General features: G+C 47.9%; 15 protein-coding genes and 1 tRNA gene. 6 read left to right on the top strand and 10 right to left on the bottom strand.

Annotation, left to right across the window (positions count from 1 at the left end; all coding sequences use genetic code 11):
• Positions 1 to 76: 76 nt before the first annotated feature.
• The 7 genes from GU926_RS05060 to GU926_RS05030 all read right to left on the bottom strand — a co-directional run bounded on the left by GU926_RS05060 (position 77) and on the right by GU926_RS05030 (position 5048).
• Positions 77 to 1186: an ankyrin repeat domain-containing protein gene (locus tag GU926_RS05060; RefSeq protein ID WP_160689631.1), complete on the bottom strand. Its 1110-nt coding sequence runs from the start codon at positions 1184 to 1186 to the stop codon at positions 77 to 79.
• A 195-nt stretch (positions 1187 to 1381) separates the two neighbouring features.
• The gene (locus tag GU926_RS05055; RefSeq protein WP_160689629.1) at positions 1382 to 1804 is read right to left on the bottom strand and encodes a hypothetical protein; all 423 of its coding nucleotides are present in this window, start codon (positions 1802 to 1804) and stop codon (positions 1382 to 1384) included.
• Positions 1805 to 1952: 148 nt separating this feature from the next.
• Complete coding sequence (locus GU926_RS05050; protein WP_160689627.1) at positions 1953 to 2297, bottom strand: hypothetical protein; 345 nt, start codon at positions 2295 to 2297, stop codon at positions 1953 to 1955.
• 535 nt (positions 2298 to 2832) lie between these two features.
• Positions 2833 to 3399 (bottom strand): zinc-ribbon domain containing protein, encoded by a 567-nt coding sequence (locus GU926_RS05045; RefSeq protein ID WP_160689625.1) that lies wholly within the window; start codon positions 3397 to 3399, stop codon positions 2833 to 2835.
• Positions 3400 to 3482: 83 nt separating this feature from the next.
• Entirely contained in the window at positions 3483 to 3962 is a 480-nt protein-coding gene (locus GU926_RS05040) for a hypothetical protein (RefSeq protein WP_160689623.1), read from the bottom strand.
• A 77-nt stretch (positions 3963 to 4039) separates the two neighbouring features.
• Complete coding sequence (locus tag GU926_RS05035) at positions 4040 to 4261, bottom strand: hypothetical protein (RefSeq protein ID WP_160689621.1); 222 nt, start codon at positions 4259 to 4261, stop codon at positions 4040 to 4042.
• Between the two features lie 277 nt (positions 4262 to 4538).
• Complete coding sequence (locus GU926_RS05030; protein ID WP_160689619.1) at positions 4539 to 5048, bottom strand: hypothetical protein; 510 nt, start codon at positions 5046 to 5048, stop codon at positions 4539 to 4541.
• A 410-nt stretch (positions 5049 to 5458) separates the two neighbouring features.
• On the opposite strand from GU926_RS05030, the gene GU926_RS05025 reads away from it, so the two are divergent.
• From GU926_RS05025 to GU926_RS05010, 4 genes are all read left to right on the top strand, one after another.
• On the top strand, positions 5459 to 8158 hold the full coding sequence (locus GU926_RS05025) for a D-alanine--D-alanine ligase family protein (RefSeq protein WP_160689617.1): 2700 nt from the start codon (positions 5459 to 5461) through the stop codon (positions 8156 to 8158).
• Positions 8159 to 8947 (top strand): PASTA domain-containing protein, encoded by a 789-nt coding sequence (locus tag GU926_RS05020; RefSeq protein WP_160689614.1) that lies wholly within the window; start codon positions 8159 to 8161, stop codon positions 8945 to 8947.
• 289 nt (positions 8948 to 9236) lie between these two features.
• Positions 9237 to 11054, top strand: a complete 1818-nt coding sequence (locus tag GU926_RS05015) for a T9SS type A sorting domain-containing protein (RefSeq protein ID WP_160689612.1) — start codon at positions 9237 to 9239, stop codon at positions 11052 to 11054.
• A complete protein-coding gene (locus tag GU926_RS05010; protein WP_160689609.1) occupies positions 11051 to 11359 on the top strand; it encodes a rhodanese-like domain-containing protein in 309 nt (102 codons plus the stop codon). The genes GU926_RS05015 and GU926_RS05010 overlap by 4 nt, the downstream gene beginning before the upstream one ends.
• A gap of 405 nt (positions 11360 to 11764) precedes the next feature.
• Here GU926_RS05010 and GU926_RS05005 read toward each other — a convergent pair whose 3' ends face one another.
• The 3 genes from GU926_RS05005 to GU926_RS04995 all read right to left on the bottom strand — a co-directional run bounded on the left by GU926_RS05005 (position 11765) and on the right by GU926_RS04995 (position 14255).
• Positions 11765 to 12358 carry a toxin-antitoxin system YwqK family antitoxin gene (locus GU926_RS05005; protein ID WP_160689607.1) on the bottom strand — a complete coding sequence of 198 codons (594 nt, stop codon included), beginning with the start codon at positions 12356 to 12358 and terminating at the stop codon, positions 11765 to 11767.
• Between the two features lie 135 nt (positions 12359 to 12493).
• Complete coding sequence (locus tag GU926_RS05000; protein ID WP_160689605.1) at positions 12494 to 13621, bottom strand: site-2 protease family protein; 1128 nt, start codon at positions 13619 to 13621, stop codon at positions 12494 to 12496.
• A complete protein-coding gene (locus GU926_RS04995; protein ID WP_160689603.1) occupies positions 13611 to 14255 on the bottom strand; it encodes an HAD family hydrolase in 645 nt (214 codons plus the stop codon). Before GU926_RS04995 ends, GU926_RS05000 begins: the two co-directional genes overlap by 11 nt.
• 79 nt (positions 14256 to 14334) lie before the next feature.
• On the opposite strand from GU926_RS04995, the gene GU926_RS04990 reads away from it, so the two are divergent.
• Together GU926_RS04990 and GU926_RS04985 are read left to right on the top strand one after the other, a co-directional pair.
• Positions 14335 to 14408 (top strand) — tRNA-Ile (locus tag GU926_RS04990).
• A 363-nt stretch (positions 14409 to 14771) separates the two neighbouring features.
• Positions 14772 to 20207: an alpha-2-macroglobulin family protein gene (locus tag GU926_RS04985; protein WP_160689601.1), complete on the top strand. Its 5436-nt coding sequence runs from the start codon at positions 14772 to 14774 to the stop codon at positions 20205 to 20207.
• The last annotated feature ends 114 nt before the right edge of the window (positions 20208 to 20321 follow it).

Genomic DNA, 20321 nt, shown 5'->3' with positions numbered 1-20321 from the left:
GCCAGTGCCTGCGTAACGCTTGTTACAGCTGTTATAGCAGGAAGTGCTTTCTAAAGAAGGAGGAGGAACCTTTGAGCTACTCGGTGGTTTTACGATGGCCGTTAATAGACAGGACTTGGGCATTGGGCTTCAGGTTGATCATGTCTAATTTTCTGATGGACCAGTCATGCACCCCCGTTGAGTTGCGCAAGGACCAGTCAAACCCACGGTAGGCTTTGAGCAGCACAATGCCTGGTTCATTGGGAAGGGCCTTCCATTTGCCGGTAATCACTTTGCCATCCATGAGTTGCCACTTGTAGGTGTTGTTGGCAAACACCTGTAGTTTCTCAGTGGCCTTCATGTAAGAATAAGTGTCGGTTTCTTTGCCGTTTTTTACCTCATTGGTATGGGCTTGTACTTCGCCAATGTTCCAGATGCCTATAAACCAGTTGGTCCAGAAAGGCTGGCGCTTGGTTTTCACTACGCCGCTCCATTCATACCAGTCATTGCCCAAAGCATAAGCGTCTGGGTCTAGCAGATACTTCTTATGTGAGTAGTCTACAGAAATTCTACCGGTGGGATCTTTTACGCCCACTTCTTTAATAACGGCGCGCCGCCAACCAGTAGGTACCCAATACAAGACAGAATCTCCAGCGGCGTAAGACCCGAAGGATGGCCATTTGGTAGGAGAGGCCGGAACTGGTTTTGTTAGCGGCTTCGGCTGGGGTTTTGGCTTAGGTGTTACGGTAATAGGCTTGTTTTCTTGCTTGCCGTTTTTCTTGTCGTCTTTGGGTTGTGGCTGCGGCGACGGGGAAGTGGCTTGATTACCCGTTATCTTTTCTTGCAACAGCGCTACAATATCCTGGGCGCCTACAAATTTGGCTTTGTCCAGGGCCGTATAATTCCACCAGTCTTTGGCGGTTGGGTCGGCGCCCAGGTCAAGCAGGTAACGGACTACCTCAATCTTTCCGCTTCCGGCAGCGGCCATTAAGATGGTGGACTTGGTCTGCGGCGCCAGATAATGAATGTTTCCGCCCCCGGCCACTATGCTTTTCACCTCTTCCAGGTTGCCGGCGCTGGCCTCACGGTACAAAGCGCCATCCTTCATTTCCTGGTCATATTTGGCCCAAGGCCCCGTCTGGGCATAGTTTAGTTGCGGCACCAGCGTAAATGCCAAAAGCAAAAGAATTCCCCATGTCTTTTTCATAGAGGGAATGTAACTATTTTATTTTTAAATTGAAAAATGGGGAGTAAGTTGTGATGAGGTTGTCTAGCGGCCTCGTGTAAAAAATGTGTTAGGCCGTCGGCCGATGCTGCCGTTTTTACAGTGTTGTATGGTGTTGTTTTACTTCACTTGTCTCTAATTATGAAACTAAATTTTTAGAAATGTAGCTAAATACCGTTAATTTCTCATTTGCTTTAATGCATAGCTAACAGTAATCGGGTCTTCAGGATTTATTTTACGCTTACGTATTATCATCAAATAAACTCCTTTTATTTTAGTCAATGAAAGCACGAAATATTCTTCATTATTATTATTATTATTGTAAAATAAAATATCTCTAGTCTCTTCATTATATATAAATCTGTTAAACAAATTGTCAGTAGATTTCACGGTCTCATCTGACTTAATTCTTAACAAATGCTTTTTTGAGACTTTGGTTGAACTACCCTCAGCATCAAAGTAAGTAGTGTCGATTTGAATTAAAGTCCAAGGATGTTCACTTAATATTGCTGTTAAAAAGGCTTTATTAACTTTCTCATCTTTGAATTTGTTATTACCTAGTAGATTTTCCTCTTGGCCAAAGGCCAGATTAGATATCATAAGAAATAATAGGATGGTATAAGCCGATTTAGATTGCATAAAAAGTTTAAGGATTTAATTTTTAATACCATACAACGTACTTGTGTAAACGGCGGCGGAGGCCTTCGGCCAAGGCTGGCGTTTACACCTTGTTGTGGGGCATTTTTCTTTATTTTCTTTTTATGTTATAGTAATAAGGAAACCGAGGGTTCTGAAAGGGGTCGTTTTCCTCACCATAGTTTTCTGAAATTTCTATTGGTATATACTTTTCCAGAACATTGTAATAAAGGTTGTGGATGACTGAATAAGCTCCAGCATCCCTATTGCCCATATAAGTTTCAATGTCCTTAATCGTAGAATAATGCATTCTTTGATGAAAAAATCTATTAAATTCTTCCATTGTTTTGTAGATGAGCATGAAGTCTTTCAACTTTATCTCAACCTTTGCTTCAGGGTCAATCGAATCTAAGCCAAATTCAATTTGTTCGTTTATTTCTTTTGATTTTTTCTTCATTTTTTAAATGCCTCACAACGGACTAGTATAAACGGCGGCGGAGGCCGTTGGCCGAAGCTGGCGGTTATACGATGTTAGGGATAGTACTTTTAGTTCTTTAAGTTAATATCTAAAAGCGTCTAAATATTAATTCTCAAAATGTCTTTTATCTGTTCCACCAGCCTGCACTTATACTGGAAAGGAATAAAGCAATAACAAGGAAGAAAAATATAAAGTTAGCTATTATGGTTATCAAGAAGCTTTTCAAAGTAAATGAAAGTATCTGCTCAATCGGTTTATTTAAATTGAAAAACCAGTTAACCAAAAGAATCACTAAAAATCCTAAGAATAAGACTGGTATAAATGGAAAAGAATCTCCACTTCCGCCAACACTTGAATAAATGAAAAAAGTAAGTGGAAGCGAAATTACTATACAAATAAAGTTAACAACCTTTTGCATTATTTTTTAAATGATTAAACAATCAATATCCTTTTTAATATTACCCCTAACGTTTAGTATAAACAGCGTACAAGGCCGTCGGCCGTAACATGGTGTTTATGCAGTGTTGGTAGCCGTTTTTCTTTTATACTTTTCAATCAGGTTCTGATAATACTGTGATTTGTCTGGCCTGTTTATCTCTTTGTATATCTCAGAGAGCCTTTCCATGTCCTCTATCCCTAAATTCTCTTTTTTGGAAAGAATGTCGGAAAGCTCTTTGTTCATTCTCTTTCTTTGCCTTTTTTTTCTCCGACAGTCAGCGCAGTACTTTGGCTTTGACTGAACCCAGAACCTTAGCTTTTCATACCATGATTGTTGCTCCTCTTTTGTGAAAACATAGTCTTTGGCGCAGTTCTCACAAGTCTTGTTTAGGTCGAAGAACGCTAGGTATGGGTCGAAGTCACAGTACAATTGCCTTTGGGGTGTCCCGATTATTGCTCTTCCAGATTCAAGGCAGCTATCACAGGCAAATTGGTACTGTCCGTGTACAAGGTCGGCAAACTCCAACTTTCTTGTGACTCCCCAAATCCAAACCTCTCTTCCAAGTGTCCTTCTTAAATCGCTTTGGTAAACTGTAGCATCACAGCAAAGACATTTCAGTTTGTTTTCCTTCTTTTTTGTCATTGCTGGATTTATTTAAATGGCTACCAACGGCTAGTGCATGAGGCGTGCTAGGCCCTCGGCCGTAGCATGGCTTATGCACCTTGTTATGCCACGTTTTTTATTGCGCTTATTCTTATTATTTTAGTTAGCCTATTCAATACTTTTTTTGAAATTAATCTAAAATTTAATTCCACGATAATAAACCTCACAAACAAGATTACTAATAATACAGGAAGAATAAGTTCAATAGGTTTTTCTACTTCTTTTCGTAAAAGTGTCAACAAAATGGAAAGAATTGGAAGCAACATCAAAATTGAGGACAGTATTTTGTATGTAAGATGAAGTCTTATTTCAATTGAACCCACTTTTCCTTCAAAGTCACCACTTAGAACACAAAATGCTCCATACTTTGCAGATGAGATTACCTTAAAACTATTTTCCTTTACCTGCCCAATAAATGCCTTATCCGTCGACTCCAGAACAAGTAAGTCGGTAAGCTTTGTATTTTGTTGGAGTTGATTTAAAGCTATTGTAGAATCCTCTGGTAATTCAATTTTGTAAACGCGCGCAGGAAATAAATTCATATAATTTAAAATGAGGCATAACGGTTGGGCTAAACGACGGGCGAGGCCGTCGGCCGAAGGCTGACGTTTAGGTGTTGTTAGGCTACGATTTTTTTTATTTTTTTGTCTCTTAATTGTTGTGTGACAAAGAAAGATATTGCTAATGTAATCCAAAGCCAGTACTCATATTCAAAAGCCCAATAGATAAATATTGGAACAATTATTATCCACTCTATTAAAAGGATTGTTTTAATCTTGTTTTTGATAAAACTAAAGCAAAACACATCCAATAGTGCTAAGGCAGAAAAAAATCCTGCCATTATCATTAGTCCATATGTTAGGAAAAGAAATGGAACTGATACCAAGCTCAATAAAAGTACTTGTCCCCAACTCCCGCTACCATAATGCGGGACACCTAACATTTTAAAAATCAATATGCTTAAATAAGTCGTGATGTAGAATCCGACCAAGTGAATCCAGTTAGTTCTGACAATCCTTGTTATCTTTTTCAATTATTTAAATTGTAGCCTAACGTACTTGTGTAAAGGACGGCGAGGCCGTCGGCCCATGCTGACCTTTACACGTTGTTATGCCCTGTTATTTTTTCACAAAAACCACTATTTCATTAGAATCATATTCTCCTCTTACTGATTTGTGCCCTTTGCTATTCAAATACTTAACTTTTATTCTGTAAGCCTTATCTGTCCATTTTTCTTTGTCAGTATCTGAAATGAACTCATTTAGGTGCTTTCCTAAATTATACTCTGTATCATAATGCTTGCCAGGCAGAAGCTCCTTGTATTTATTATCAGTTATAACTGTTTGCCCTTCCACCCAGGTTGCGCTGAAATCAGGAATCGGTTCTATTATGAAATGCAGAGAGGCTCCTTGATTCACCATTTCAATCGGGTTGGGATACAGGTTGCTGGTGAAGGTGAAGTCCTTAAAAAGTAAAACAGGCTTTTTTGATTGATTGCGAATCGAAACTTTGATTCTAATAGGTTCGCCGTATTCTACTGTGTCAGATGAAGAGATATTTAATGAAAGCTTCTGGCCGTGTGCTTCTTTTAAGCCGACCAATAAGAGCAGGAAAGCTATGATTTTCATTCTTACCATCTTCATTTTTATTAATTAGGCATAACTATCGGATAAACGCAAACATACGCTTATCTGCATTATACACGGAGGTGGTAAAGGGGATTTGCATCGTATAGTGAAGGTAGGGTTTTCCTTCGTGCTTGCAAAATAAGCCGGGAACCGCCCAGAAAGAGTGAGTAGATGATTTAAAACGCAGGAATTTAAGAAAGATAAGGACGTAGCCGCGTTATTACGCGAGTATACACGCTTATACACGGATAATAAGAGGATGCTTTCAAGCGATTTCGTTTTTGGCCTATTTCCGGCAAAACAGCACAAAAACGCCCTTCTCCCAACCCAGCCAACCCTTTCCCGTTTCCTGCAAAGAAGCATTTTCTACCACTAGCGCCAAACACGCAAAAACCAGTATCTTTGCCTTAATGAAAATTGGAATCATCTTTGGTGGCCCGTCCCGGGAGCGCGAAATCTCTTTCGCCGGCGGTCGCACCGTCTACGATAACTTAGATAAGTCCCTGTTTGAGGCCGTTCCGGTATTCGCCGACAGCCTGGGGAACTTCATTTTACTGGATTGGAACTTCATCTACAAAGGCACCATCCGTGATTTTTACCCACCGGTAGAAGTGGTTCCGGCCACCGAGCATGGCTTGCAGATGTACCTGGAGTCATTGGGTCAGCTGTCAGAGGAAGAAATCAACGACATCGCCAACAGGGTAGGCCAGCGCATTCATCCGCACCAGTTCAAAGAGCTGTTTGACTTCGCGTTCCTGACCCTGCACGGCCCGTACGGCGAAGACGGAAGCATCCAGGGCTTGCTGGAGTGGTACGGTATTCCGTATTCGGGTTCTGGTATTCTGCCGTCGGCTATTGGTATTGACAAGATTGCCCAGAAAGCCCTGTTAAAACAGCATGGCTTCGCGACGCCAGACTACCGCATTCTATCCCAGACCGAGTGGCATGCTACCCAAGACAAAGGTGCCTTGCTGGACAGCCTGGTGGCAGACTTGGGCTTGCCGTTGGTCATGAAGGCCCCGCACCAGGGTTCTTCCATTGGCGTGTCCATCATCAAAGAGAAAAACCTGCAATTGTTTGAAGAAGCCATTGCGCGTAGCTTGTTCTCGCTCACCATCCAGAAACAGGATTGGCTGAGCAAGTCTGAGGCCCAGCAACTGAACTTCGTGAAAACGCTTACAGATATTAGAGAGGGCATAGGCCTGCCGGTGCAAACCGAAACGGGTGAACTCATCTATGCGCCTGAGGAACTGCTTAGCCTGCTTTCGGGCTATTTTACAGAAAACGGCCCAGAATCGCTTACCCTCACCAACGTGGAGAGCGAGACGCAGGTGCTCATTGAGGCCTTCATCAACGGTCGTGAGTTCTCCTGCATAGTCGTGCAAGACCAAACCGGTGATCCTATCGCGCTTCCGCCCACTGAGATTAGAAAAGGCGGAGAGGTGTTTGACTACCGTTCTAAATACCTGCCGGGCCTAAGCCGGAAGATTACACCTATTGACCTGCCCACCGAGCAGATACAGGAAATACGCCAGCAATGCGAGCGCCTCTACACCAGCCTAGGCTTTAACGTCTATGCGCGTCTGGACGGCTTCATCACAGAAACTGGTGAGATTTTCCTGAACGACCCCAACACCACCTCGGGTATGTTGCCGTCTTCGTTCTTCTTCCACCAGGCCGCCGAGATTGGCTTGAACCCTTCTCAGTTCCTGACTTACATTATCAGAACGTCTTTGGCAGAACGCATCAAGTCGGGTAAAAATACGGCCGCCTTGACGCGTACGTTGCAAGGTTTGGAGAAGCAAATGCATGATGAGCGCGCGCACCGCCATGACAAACTGCGCGTGGGCGTGATTATGGGTGGTTACTCTAGTGAGCGTCATATCTCTGTAGAGAGTGGTCGTAACATCTATGAGAAGCTGTCTTCGTCTACCAAATATGAGCCCATTCCCATTTTCTTGATGGGCGATGACCAGACGCACCAGTTGTACCAGATTCCTATCAACATCATGTTGAAGGACAATGCCGATGACATTAAGGAAAAGATTGATGCCTCTGAGGCAGGCGTTCCTGCACACCAGGTTTTGGCCCAGATTGCTGAGTCAGCATCCAGCATCACCAGCCTGTATGCTGGCAATACCTTAAAGAAACCCCAGCGCCTGACCTATGAGCAATTGGCCGGTCTGGTAGACGCGGTGTTCATTGCCCTGCACGGCAGACCTGGCGAGGATGGCGTGTTGCAGTCTGAGCTGGAGAAATTCCATATCCCATATAATGGGTCGGGAATTCAGTCTAGCCAGGTGACCATCAATAAATTTGAAACCAACAAGATTCTTCGTCAGAACGGCGTGCCGGTGGCTGACCACATGTTGGCCTTCAAGAAAGATTACCAGGAAAACCAAGGAGCATTCTTCAACCAGATTGAGCAAAGCTTCAGGTATCCATTCATTGCCAAGCCGGCAGATGACGGCTGTTCATCGGCGGTGAAGAAAATCAAGACCAGAGAAGAGCTGGAAGCCTTCGCGGAGCTCATCTTCAGAAGCAACGTGGAGATACCAGAAAGCCCGGCGCGGGTGTTGAATCTGAGCTTCAAGGAAGAGGTTCCTATGAAAGGCTATTTCCTGATTGAGAACTTAATTTCAAGAGAAGGCGCGAAGCATTTCTTGGAAATTACGGGTGGTTTGCTGACCAGCTACGGCCCAGACGGACGCGTGCAGTATGAGGTATTTGAAGCCTCTGAGGCACTGGCCGAAGGGGAGGTGTTGAGCCTGGAAGAAAAATTCCTGGCCGGCGAAGGTCAAAACATCACCCCGGCGCGTTATGCCAGAGACCAGAAAGAGCGTCAGCGTATTTCTGACCAGGTGAAACAGGATTTGAAGCGGGTAGCCGAGATTCTTCGGATTGAAGGCTACGCCCGGATAGATGCCTTTGTGCGCGTGCACCCAGACAACAGCGTGGAGACCATCATCATTGAGGTCAACTCCCTGCCGGGTATGACGCCCGCTACGTGCATCTTCCACCAGACCGCTATCAACGGCTATAAACCTTATGATTTCATCGACCGCATCCTGCAGTTTGGCATGGAGCGAACCAAAAAAGTAATCTCTTAGATGGCTAATTTCCTCAAAGCCCAGACCGCGGGTGATTTAGTGAAGCACCTGTTCATTATGATGGTGTTGGTGTTGTTGCTATTGTTCTTGTTTTTCTTTGTGTACCTGCCTAGCACCACCAACCACGGCGACACCATCACCGTGCCTAAAATCACGGGCATGACCGTTGACGAGCTAGAAGATTTCCTGGGTGATAAAGACCTGCGTTACTTCGTGAGCGACTCTACCTACCAGCAGGGCGTTGCCCCGTTCTCAGTGGTGACCCAAGACCCCAAGCCGGGTGAGAAGGTGAAGTCAGGACGCAAGATTTACATCAGCATCAACATGAAGAACCCGCCGCTCATTAAAATGCCGAAGCTGATTGACGGCTCGGTGAAGAACGCGGAGATGATCCTGAAAAGCTACGACCTGCTCCTGGGCGAAATTAAATACGTACCAGACTTGGCAGAAAATGCGGTCTTGAAGCAGTTTGTGAACGGACGTGAAATCAAGCCCGGCGAACCGGTAGCCAAAGGCTCGCGCGTAGACCTGGAAGTAGGCAACGGCCTCGGCAACGAAGAACTGGAGGTGCCAGACTTGTTGGGCATGCCATTGGATGAGGCTACTATCCTGATTACCGGCCAGAACTTGCAACTAGGAACGGTTATTTACATGGCGGCTCCCAACGGAGAAGCAAACGGTACCGTATTGAAACAACGTCCTATATCCGGCGAAGGCGCTATGATCAGAACGGGTCAGTTGATTGACCTGTGGGTGGCTGGTCCTCAACCCGTAGCACCGGTCGAGTAGCAGTTAGACGCAAGACGTAAGATTAAAGACTTTTCTAGTATTCGTTTTTGGCTTGTTTTCTGGAAAATACGGCAAAAACGCTGGATTGTGTAGTGTACAGAAAGAGAGGGCAATACGGAGGCATTACTGATGAAAAACGGTACATGGGGTTACGCTTCCCTTTGCCTTTGTTGGTGTCATCACCAACAAGCCAAAAACCGCTGCTAGATTCATAAATGCGATAAATGGAAGGTGCAGAATAAGTTCTTTCATCACACGTTAGAGAAGGCAAAGCTATAAATAGAAACCTATGCGGAAAGGACTGATGCTTGTAGTGATACTGGGTCTTGGGTGGCAAACGCAAGCGCAACTACTAACTCCGCTCACGCATCAGTCTCCACCTGCAAATTTTTCCAAGAAGGGGACAACAACCCCTCAAACCCTTGCCTCCGGCGATACGCTATCCTTGCCGTTCTTTGATGATTTCTCCAAAGCCGAAGGTGCTCCAGATCCTACCCGTTGGGTGAACAGAGGCGGCATCACCGTCACCAACCGATACGCCAAAAACGCACCCACCATCTTTGCCGCCACCTTTGACGGACTAAAAGCAAATGGTCAGCCGTATGGCGGCATCAACGCTGTAGGACCAACAGATACGCTCACCTCCAAGCCATTGTATCTGGGCAAGCTGGCTCCCAAAGACTCACTGTATTTAAGCTTTTATTGGCAGGCCGGTGGTTTGCTAGATGCGCCTAATTTTTCCAGTGGTACCCAGTTTTCTCTACAACTAGAGTTCAAACAAGCCAACGGCACCTGGACCACCGTCTGGACCCAGAGAGGCACCGGCAGGAGCACAGATTTTGCACCGGTGATGCAGGCCATCAAAGAGCCAGCTTATTTCTTTGACGGATTCCAGTTCAGGTGGGTGAGTAGCGGAAACCAAGCGGCCATCCGGGATGTCTGGCACCTTGATTACGTGCAACTAGATAAGGATAGACGCCAGGGCATCCTGAATAACCTGGACGTGGCCATTACCCAGCCCATAGCTTCCTTGCTGCGCCGGTACACCGCCATGCCCATCTGGCAGTTTTTAGTAAATCCAGAGGGTGAGACCAGAACCGAAGTGGGTACCAGCATCCGGAACTTCAGCAGCTTGCCGGCGGCCATCAGCTGGCGGGGCTTCACCCAGAATCTGACCACGCTGGCCGTAGACACTTTCCTCAAGGCCAGCGCGCCCATCAATGCAGAAGCCTCGCTGTCTATCCAAGGAATGCCCAATTCTAGTTTCCTGAGCAGCCAGAGCCTTCCGTATTCTCTACAGACCACGTTCTTCCTGATCACCAAAGAACCCAATACCCTCACGCTCACCAATGACACCATCACCAGAGAAACGCATCTGCAGGATTTTTACGCCTATGATGACGGCACGGCAGAAGCAGGCTTCAGTTTCCCGTCCAGTAGCGCGGTGCAGGTTGCCTATCAGTTTGAGCTGAGCAAGCCAGATAGGCTGGATGCAGTGCGCTTCTTCTTTACCGGCAACAACGTGCCGGGTACGGCCCTCTCGCTTCGGGTATGGAAAGACGTCAACGGAAAACCTGCAGAGCAACCGTTTTATGAACAATCCTTTACCATACCGGCGGCCACGGAGTTAAACCAATGGCTGGAGATTGACCTGAAGCAACAGCAGCTGGTGAACGGACGCTTCTACGTGGGCTACCGCCAGCCCAACGGCTCTACCTTTGTGAATGTGGGCTTTGATCTGAATGAAAACGCTGACGGCAAGATCTTCTACACCAACGGCACTACTTCCTGGGAATCCCTGACTGGCTTTAACGGCGCTCTGCTCATGCGCCCGGTAGTGTCTGGCACGATCACCAGCAGTTTTGAGGAGGCGGAACTGGTTTCTAACAGCTGGGTGTACCCCAATCCAAGTAAGGGCCAGCTCACGTTCACGCAGAATTTTGATCGCGTAGAAGTCTATTCCCTCACCGGACAAAAGTTATTGGTACTAGAGAGAGTAAGCCAAGGACAGCCAATTACTGTACAAGGTCTGCGCAATGGCGTATATTTGCTGAAAGGCTACTATAAAGACAAAGTCAAAACCACTAAACTTATTCTACAGCTATGATTGTAACAGACATAACCGCCGCCGAACTAAAGCAACGCCTGGCCAACAACGAGACGCCCATTCTTTTAGACGTGCGCGAACCTTGGGAGCACGAAGAGCAAAGCATTGCCGGTTCACAGTTGATTCCCTTAGGCACTTTGCCTGAGCGCATCGCTGATTTGGAAGAATACAAAGACCAGGAAATCTTAATCCATTGCCGCTCAGGTGCCCGTTCTGCTACGGCCCAGGCCATTCTTAAACAACAAGGCTTCACCAACGTGCGCAACGTGCTGGGCGGCATTATCGCTTTTAACGAGGCCAAGTAAAGAGTTAAGCCATTTAAGCCGAATCCCCGTTTTTGGGCTGTTTTCATGAAAACAGCCCAAAAACGGGGATTTGTTGTTTTGCGTAAGGCGGAATGGATGAGAATTGAATGAAGTTGCTATTCTACTATTTGCCCTTCTCTACAAAAGAGAGAAATTCCCTATTCCCACCGTAAAATGCTCGGGCCCACTTTAAATGGAACCAGGCACTTACTTATTATGAGTCAGTTGCTTAAATAGTCTGATGGCATCCTTTCTTGCTGTTAGTGATCCCATTTGGATTCGAACTAAAGACCTACTCCTTTAACAGAAAGCAAATTAAGGCAAGAGTCGTTTCCAGAAAACAGCCTAAAAACGGGGATTTCTTGTTTTAAGGGAGCATGGTTATTGTTAAACTGGTAGAAGTCCTTATTTAACCAGCGGGCTCAGGTGTGAGGTGTTTATTTTAGGATTGATGCGTAACCCTTTCGCATCCTTACGCCAGATTTCTACATGGTTTTCATAAAGTCTTTCTTCTTTCAAGGAGCCGTCTTGGTTATAGACTTTCATGATGCCATGAAATTTGCCGTTCTTATGATTTAGCTCAAATTCCTTTTGACCATTTTCAAAATATCTTTCCACCATCCCATTTGCAACGCCATCTGCATAATGCATCACTTTGTGCCGCTTGCCATTTGGGAAATACTCAATGACTTCCCCATGCGGCTCATCATTTCTAGCTGAGGCTACCATGATGGTGTCTCCGTTTTCCTGAAGTTCCAAGAAAGTACTGTCCCTCTTTCCATCTTTTGTGTATTGAACGCCATGGAGCTTACCGTTCTCATAAAATTCTGTCATTTTATACAGACTAACCCCATCCAGCAGTTGTGTTTTGGTTTTGACAGCACCGCTAGGATAGCGCACAATGGTTTCTTTGGAAGCGCCCTGCTTCCGTTCATTGCCACATGCCCCCAGTGCAGTGGTCAATAGAAAAGCAAAAAGGATTTTAGTAAGCACCTTCATAGTATAAGTTTCATTAACATATAAATCATGCTTCGTTTTTGGCCTCTTTTCCTGAAAACAGCACAAAAACGAAGCAACCCATTTTCACATCTTCAAATTTCCACATTAAACGGGCGCTTGCGGGCTATTACTCATTCAATCGATAATAAATGGAGCGGGGCTGAAGCAAAGGATCAATACTACTAAAGCTAACCATCCCAGCCATTTGCGCGAGTTGCTTAAAGGACGTTCGTCGGGGCAGGGAGGGTGGAAGACGCCCATGAACCTAGCCAGAATAAGCCCGAAGACCAGCCATCCGTTGTAGCCTTGTACTCCGGGGAAGAAGAAGGCCATGGTCACGTGCCCCAGAAACACGCCAGCCACCAGAAACAGGCTTTGCTTCAGCTGCGGGAACAACGGCTTAAACACGATCACCAAATATACTAGATAGCCACCCCACATCCAGTAACTCTCCTGCAAGGGAATCTCAGCGGGAATCAAACCCAGGCCAGCGTAGAAAATAAAAAGCGCGAACAGAATGGGAGAGAGCCGGTTAAAACGCTCATACCCCAACAGCCCGTACATGATGTGTCCGCCGTCTAGCTGCCCGATGGGAAGTAGATTGAGCGCCGTAAAAAACAGGGATAGAAACCCGGCAAACAGGAACGGGTAGTGCATGAGCTCATAGCGATTGGGGAGCAATGCCGGGTCGGCTACGAAACGCTCGAAGAAGAGGAACAGCAGGTTCCGGCCCAGGAAGAGGTTGCCGCCCTGCTGGTACACATAGTCGGCGTAGTGGTTGCCGTAGAGCAGGTACTTTGGGTGGATGGAATATATGTGCTCTGCGGGCGGTAAATGGGTGAACCCGTACCACAGCAGGGGCAGGGCTACGGCAAATCCTGCCAAAGGCCCGGCAATGCCAATGTCAAAGAACTCTTTTCTGGAGAAGATGCGATCCTTGATCTTAATGAACGCGCCCATGGTGCCAATGCTAGCGGTTATGCCTAGCCAAAGCGGTATGTAGTAGGGCAGGGTCACGTTCACCTTGTAATACCTGGCGGTGAAATAATGGCCAAACTCGTGCACTGTGAGAACGCCTAGAAAGGGCAGCGAGAAGGCCAGCCCCTGCAAGAGTTGCGCACGCGTAAAATCACCACCCCAGCTAAAACCGCCTTGGGCATCAAAAAAGAAAAGCTTTCCGGTCTGCCATTCTGCGCCCGCCAACGTGGTGGTGACCAGCGTGAGGAGAAACAGCAATACCTGCAGAACTACCTTACCCTTCATGGGCAGGCAGGGCTTCTGTTAACGCTTGGTTGATGGTGAGCGGTGGCGCCAAGTGCAGGGTCTGGATGCCTAATTTGTGGGCGCTCTCAATGTGCTGGATGCTGTCGTCAATGAAGAGGGTTTCTTCTCGCTTCAGGCCGTTCTCCGCTAAAATCTGCTCAAACACGGCGGCGTCTGGCTTGCGCTTGCCCACTAAATGCGAGTAGTATACCTGGTCAAACAAACTATCCAGATTGGGTATCTGAAAACTCTGAGCAATGATTTCATTAAAGGCCAACATGTGAATGGCGTTGGTATTGCTGAGCAAATACAGCTTGTACTGCTTGCCCAATTCCCGCAATAACTCAATTCTTTCCGCCGGAATATCCAGCAACATGGCATTCCAGGCTTCGTCTATCTGGGCATCGGTGGCCTCCAGGTCATACTCTTTTCTGAGCATCTGCCGGAATTCATTAGAAGAGATCTGGCCCATCTCATACTGGTCAAAGAGTTCAGACTGAGCTTTTTGACTGAAGGCTACCTGATCATTGGCCTTGCTGTATGCGCGCAGGGCGTCGGTACTTTTGGCATAGTCCAGGTTAATGATGACACCGCCCAAGTCGAAGATGATATTTTTAATTGAAGAAAAGTCCACGGAGAGAGTACGTTTTGTTTTGATTTCTAACGTACAAATTTGTAAAATTGCACTCCCAAATCAAAGAAACGGTTTGGACGGGCCTATAGCTCATTCGGTTAGAGCAACTGACTCATAATCAGTAGGTGCTTGGTTCGATTCCAAGTGGGCCCACCTGACAATCAGCCACTTACAACGTAAAACTTGTAAGTGGCTTTTTTGTTTGCACATGATTTACAGACAGCAAGCTAGCTAGGTTAAACTTCTCAGAAAGTCCTCGTTTTTTTGAGATGAAAACCATATAAGCCGGGCCCTAACCTCATTCTGATCTCACTTATACCTAAGAAATGACGGGTGAAGTGTTATCTCTAAAGCCGTTTTTAGGCTATTTCGGGGAAATCAGCCAAAAACGATAAGCCTTCATAGAGACTGCTGACAAGTCCTCTTCCGCCAAAAGAATTATTCTATATAGTTCCCGTCAAATAAACCAGACTATTTGTAAGTTTAGAAGACGAAACCCTTCCTTCTCCTACTTGCATGAAGCCTTCTGTGACCTTCCCTTCTTTCCGTGCAGTCCTGCAGGGACTGGGCGTTTTTATTCTTTTGTGTACGTTCAGTTGCCGAGGGAAGAGTGATGAGTTGCGGCTGGACCAGAATAACTTTGAAGAGGAGATTGCGCAGGAGCAGAACCTGGTGTTCACCTTTGACAAACGCCTGGTGTCTGATTCCCTGCTGAACAAATGGGACACGGTGCCTTACATCAAATTCACGCCGGCGGTAGAAGGCAAGTTTAAATGGGCCGGACCAGACGAACTGGTGTTTTCGCCCACCAAGCCTTTTGCCCCGTCTACCAAGTACCAGGCAGAACTCACGCCAAACTTACTGAAGCACGCAGAACAGAAATACAAGATTCCGGCGGGGCAGGAGCTGAGTTTCCATACGCCTCTTTTGGCTTTGGAGAAGGTGAGAACATTCTGGGTGCAGAATCAGAATAGCCCCAATGAGCTGGAGGCCAGTATTCAGCTGGATTTCAACTACCCGGTGGCGTACGCCCAACTGCGGGATTTACTGAAGGTATATCAAGAGCAAACGCCTTTGCCAGTAGAATTGGTGAGCAGCAACCGCGACCAGCTCACGCTTAAAGTAAAACAGGTCAATCAAAGTGCCAACGGCCCCATTCCGCTGCGAGTGGTGGTGGCCAAAGGATTAACCACCGCGGGGAGTTCTTATGCTACGCCGCAGGCCATGGACCACCAAATATCCTTACCCACCCGCGCCCAGATGCAGGTGCTGGAAGTGGTAGGCAGGCAGGAAGAGGGACAGGAAAGCATTTACATCTACACCTCGCAACCCGTTACCAATCCAGACATTCAGAGCTTGGTTACCATGAGCCCGCACCGCACTTTCACGGTGGAGCGCCTGGACAACGGCTTGGTGCTCAGAGGCGATTTTGCCCGAAGCTCCAACTACACAGTCTACGTTTCCGGTGATCTGGGCGGCCTAGTGGGGCAGCCTCTGGGCCGGACTTCCAACTACGTCGTTGATTTCGGGAATACAACGCCCACCCTCTCTTTTGTAGATCAGAAAGCGGTGTATTTGAGCAGCCAGGGTTCCAGAAACATTGCCTTGAATCTGGCGCAGGTGCCGCGCATCAAAGTGACCATCAGCAAGGTCTTTGAAAACAACATTTTACGATTCCTGCAAGAGGGCAAAGCATATGATGGCTACTACAATGAAGAAACCGAGGAGTACCATGACTATGAAACCTACCAGGTAAGTGAGCAGAACGGGAAGGTGATTTATGAGCGGGAATACGAGTCGGGAAGTTTACCGAAAAGCGGCACTCAGGCGCTGCTCAACCTGGACCTAGCCGACCTAGATTTTGACAGCCAGTTCAAGGGGCTTTATGTCCTGACGGTGGCCAGCAGCGACAAGATCTGGATGCAGGACTCCAAGATCATCTCGGTGTCAGACATTGGGTTGATTACCAAGCAGGGGCAAAACGAGGTGATGGTGTTTGCAAATTCTATCAGGACCGCCGAAGCGCTTTCTGGTGTGGAGGTTAGGTTCATCAGTACCAATAACCAGGTGGTGTACAAGGCCACCACAGACCAGGACGGCGTAGCCAAATTCCCTGATATGGCCAAGAATGCCCCTGATTTTAACGTAAGCCTAATCACCGCGCGCCAGGGCCAGGACTTCAACTATTTGCCATATAGCCAGACCACCGTGAACACGTCTCGGTTTGATGTGGGCGGCAAGCGGTTACAGGGCGTTGCTTATGAAGCGTTCATCTACGGCGACCGTGACTTGTACCGTCCCGGCGACACCGTGCACGTGAACACGCTGGTGCGCACCCCAGACTGGAAAACGGTGGCGGGTCTGCCCATCAAAATAAAGCTGCTGCTGCCCAACGGAAAGGAATATAGAAGCCAGAAAGGCACGCTCAACCAGGAAGGCGCCCGCACCTTGGACTTCTATCTGCCGGCCTCGGCGGTGACCGGTACCTATACGGTAGAAGTCTATTCTGGCAATGACGTGCTTTTGAACTCGCAGAAGATTGGCGTGGAGGAATTCATGCCAGACCGTCTCAAAGTCACCACCAAACTCAACAAAACCGAGTTCAAAACAGGGGAGCAGGTACAAGTGAACCTGAATGCGTTGAACCTCTTTGGGCCACCCGCCGCCGGACGTAACTATGAAGTGCAGTTGACCCTCAAGAAGAAACTCCTAGAGCCTAAGAATTACGCTGATTATACCTTCGATATCAAAACCTCCAATGAGATAGAAATCCAGAGTAGCGTACGGCAGGGCCAGACAGACGCGCAGGGCAATGGCCAGGAGCAGTTTGACCTGATGGGCCACAAGGACATTGGCATGCTGGAGGGTTCTGTTTTCACCACCGTGTTTGATGAAACTGGTCGGCCAGTGAACCGTCTCAACCGGTTTACCGTGAGCACCCAGGAAAGCTTCTTCGGGATTAAGAAGTTTGACACGTATGTGAGCACAAAGGCCGCCATGCACGTGCCCCTCATTGCTTTGAACAGCGCCGGTAAGCCTACGTTTGCAAGGGCCAGGGTGCAGGTGGTGCGGTACGCCTATGAGTCTGTGATTGAACGCATGGACCAAAGCTATGGCTATAATTCTCAGCGGCAGGAATTGGTGCTGGTAGACGAAATGGTGGATGTACCGGCGGGTGGCAAGGTGTTCTCGTTTACACCTTCGGCCTCCGGCGAATATGAGCTGCGGGTCATGCGGCCCAATGCCTACAACTACGTGTCACAGCAATTCTACGCGTACGGCTGGGGAGACACGCAGAGCACCTCGTTTGAAGTGAGCAAAGAAGGAGAGGTGGGCATCTCCCTGGACAAGGAAACCTATGAAGTAGGCGAAAAGGCCAAGGTTCTGTTCAAGTCTCCGTTCCCGGGCAAGATTCTGGTGACGGTAGAGCAAAACAAGGTCTTAAGCTACCATTACCTAGACACTGATAAGAAGGCCGCTTCTTTCACGCTGCCCATTCAAGACGAATTCCTGCCCACGGTCTACATCTCGGCCATTGCCATTAGAGAAATAAAAGACAATAGCCTGCCCATGACCATTGCCAGAGGGTTTAAGGCCATAGCCGTGACCAAAAAGGAAACCAAACTAAACGTATCCGTAATCGCGCCTGAGCTTACCCGCTCCAAAAGAACGCAGTTGGTGAAGGTGAAAACCGTCCCTAATGCGCAAGTGACCCTGGCGGTGGTAGACGAAGGCATTCTGCAGCTCAAAGACTTTCAAACCCCAGACCCGCACGGCTTCTTCTACCAGAAACGAGCGCTGGAAGTAAGCACTTTTGACCTGTACCCATACTTGTTCCCTGAGATTGGCAGCCGTCGGTCCAGCGTGGGCGGAGATGGCTATGACCTGGAGAAACGAGTGAATCCGTTGACGTCTAAACGCGTCAAACTGGTGTCCATCTGGAGCGGTCATTTAAAGACAAATGCCAACGGAGAAGCGGCCGTGAACGTGAAAGTGCCGGAGTTTTCTGGTTCTTTGCGGGTGATGGCCGTGGCTTACAAAGGCAACGCGTTCGGGTCTGCTGAGAAAATAATGCGCGTAGCCGACCCTATTGTGCTGAGTGCCGCCTTGCCGCGTTTCATGAGCCCGAAAGATACTTTGCAGGTACCAGTGATAATCAGCAATACCAACGCCAAGCCCACCTCTCTGAAAAGCAGCATTTCTGTGACCGGTCCGCTGCGGGTGGTGGGTTCCACAACCAAAACTTCCAGCGTGAACGGCAACACCGAGGCCCAGGTAGTCTACCAGATAGTGGCGGCACCGGCCATGGGGCAGGCATCTGTGGTGGTGAATGTAGCGGCCTTGGGAGAGCAGTTCAGCAGTACTACAGACATTACCGTCCGCCCGGCGGCACCCTTGACTAAAATCACGGGAACAGGTTCTTTGAAAGATGCAGCCACGGCGGCCATTGCGCCCAAGCATGATTTCATTCCTGCATCGGTGGCCTCAAAACTGGTGGTGAGCAGTTCGCCGCTGGCGCAGTTCACAGATGACATCACGTATCTGTTGCAGTATCCGCACGGCTGTCTGGAGCAAACTACGTCCACGGCGTTCCCGCTCTTGTATTACGCAGATCTAGCCCGGGCCTTGAGCCAAGGGCAGAAAGGTCGCGCCTTCAACCCCAATTTCCTGGTACAGGAGGCCATTACCAAGATTGAGCTCATGCAGCAGTATGACGGCGGCTTCACCTACTGGCCCGGTGGCACCCAAACCGATTGGTGGAGCACTGCCTACGCCACCCATTTCTTGCTGGAGGCCAAAAAAGTGGGCTACCCAGTAAGCCAGGAGGTGCTCAACAAGGCCGTTGGCTATCTGCAGAACAAGGTAAAAACTAAAGCCACTGAGGTGTACAAATACTACAATGCCCAACGCAAAGTAGAAACCAAACTGAATGCCGCTCATGAGGCTTCCTATTCATTGTACGTGCTCAGTTTGGCGGGCAAACCCGATTGGCCCACTATGAACTATTACAAGTCCAAGCCTGACCAACTGTCGCTGGATTCCCGTTATTTATTAGCCAGTACCTACGCCCTGAATGGGAGTTACCAAAGCTTCAGCCAGATTCTGCCAAAATCCTTTGCGGGCGAAACATCTGTGCGGGCCTTAGACGGAAGTTTCTATTCTCCGGTACGAGACATGGCTCTTTCCTTGAACAGTTTGGTAGAAGCCAATCCAGAGCATCCGCAGGTAGGTACTTTGTCCAGGCACTTGTCACAAGAACTCAAGTCCAAGCGCTGGTATAATACCCAGGAACGCGCGTTTGCATTGCTGGCGTTAGGCAAACTGGCCAGCCGAAGCAAAGGCAACCAAACCGCGCAAGTGCTGCAAAACGGAAAAGCGATAAGCAGCTACGCTGGAAAAGACCTGACCTTGGTGAACAAACTGAATACCGTGCCACTGAGCCTGCAGAGCAAGGGTAAAGGCATCCTGTATTATTACTGGGAACTGGAAGGCATAAGCCAGAGCGGAGCGTACAAGCAAGAGGACAGCTTCCTGAAAGTGCGCAAAACTTTCTTTGACCGCAACGGAAAGGCCATAACCAACAACACCTTCAAACAGAATGATCTGGTGATTGTGCGGGTGGAGTTGCAGTCTCTGGACAGACGTTCTATTCCCAATGTGGCCATCACAGATATGTTGCCGGCTGGCTTTGAGATTGAGAACCCTCGTCTCATGACCGCCCGTGAGTTCCAGTGGTTGCAGAAGATGGATCCCGCCACCCCAGAGTACATGGACATCCGCGACGACCGGATCAACCTGTACGCCACGGCCACGCCTAAACCCCAGTATTTCTTCTACCAGGTTCGGGCCGTGAGCAAAGGCGCGTTCCAGATGGGCCCTATTGGCGCAGATGCCATGTACAACGCCGAATACCATTCGTACCATGGCGCAGGCCTGGTTCGGGTGAAGTAAAATGGTGCCGTTTTTGGCCTGTTTTCCAGAAAATAGCCCAAAAACAGCAGGATGGATGTTTTTGAAAGTTGAGGTTTAGGAGGTTGGCGCAGAAGCTGTTAGCGGCCGCATGCT

The sequence above is a fragment of the Nibribacter ruber genome, from assembly GCF_009913235.1.
GTDB classification, from domain to species: Bacteria; Bacteroidota; Bacteroidia; order Cytophagales; family Hymenobacteraceae; genus Nibribacter; species Nibribacter ruber.
This window is presented reverse-complemented; position numbering and strand designations above follow the sequence as displayed.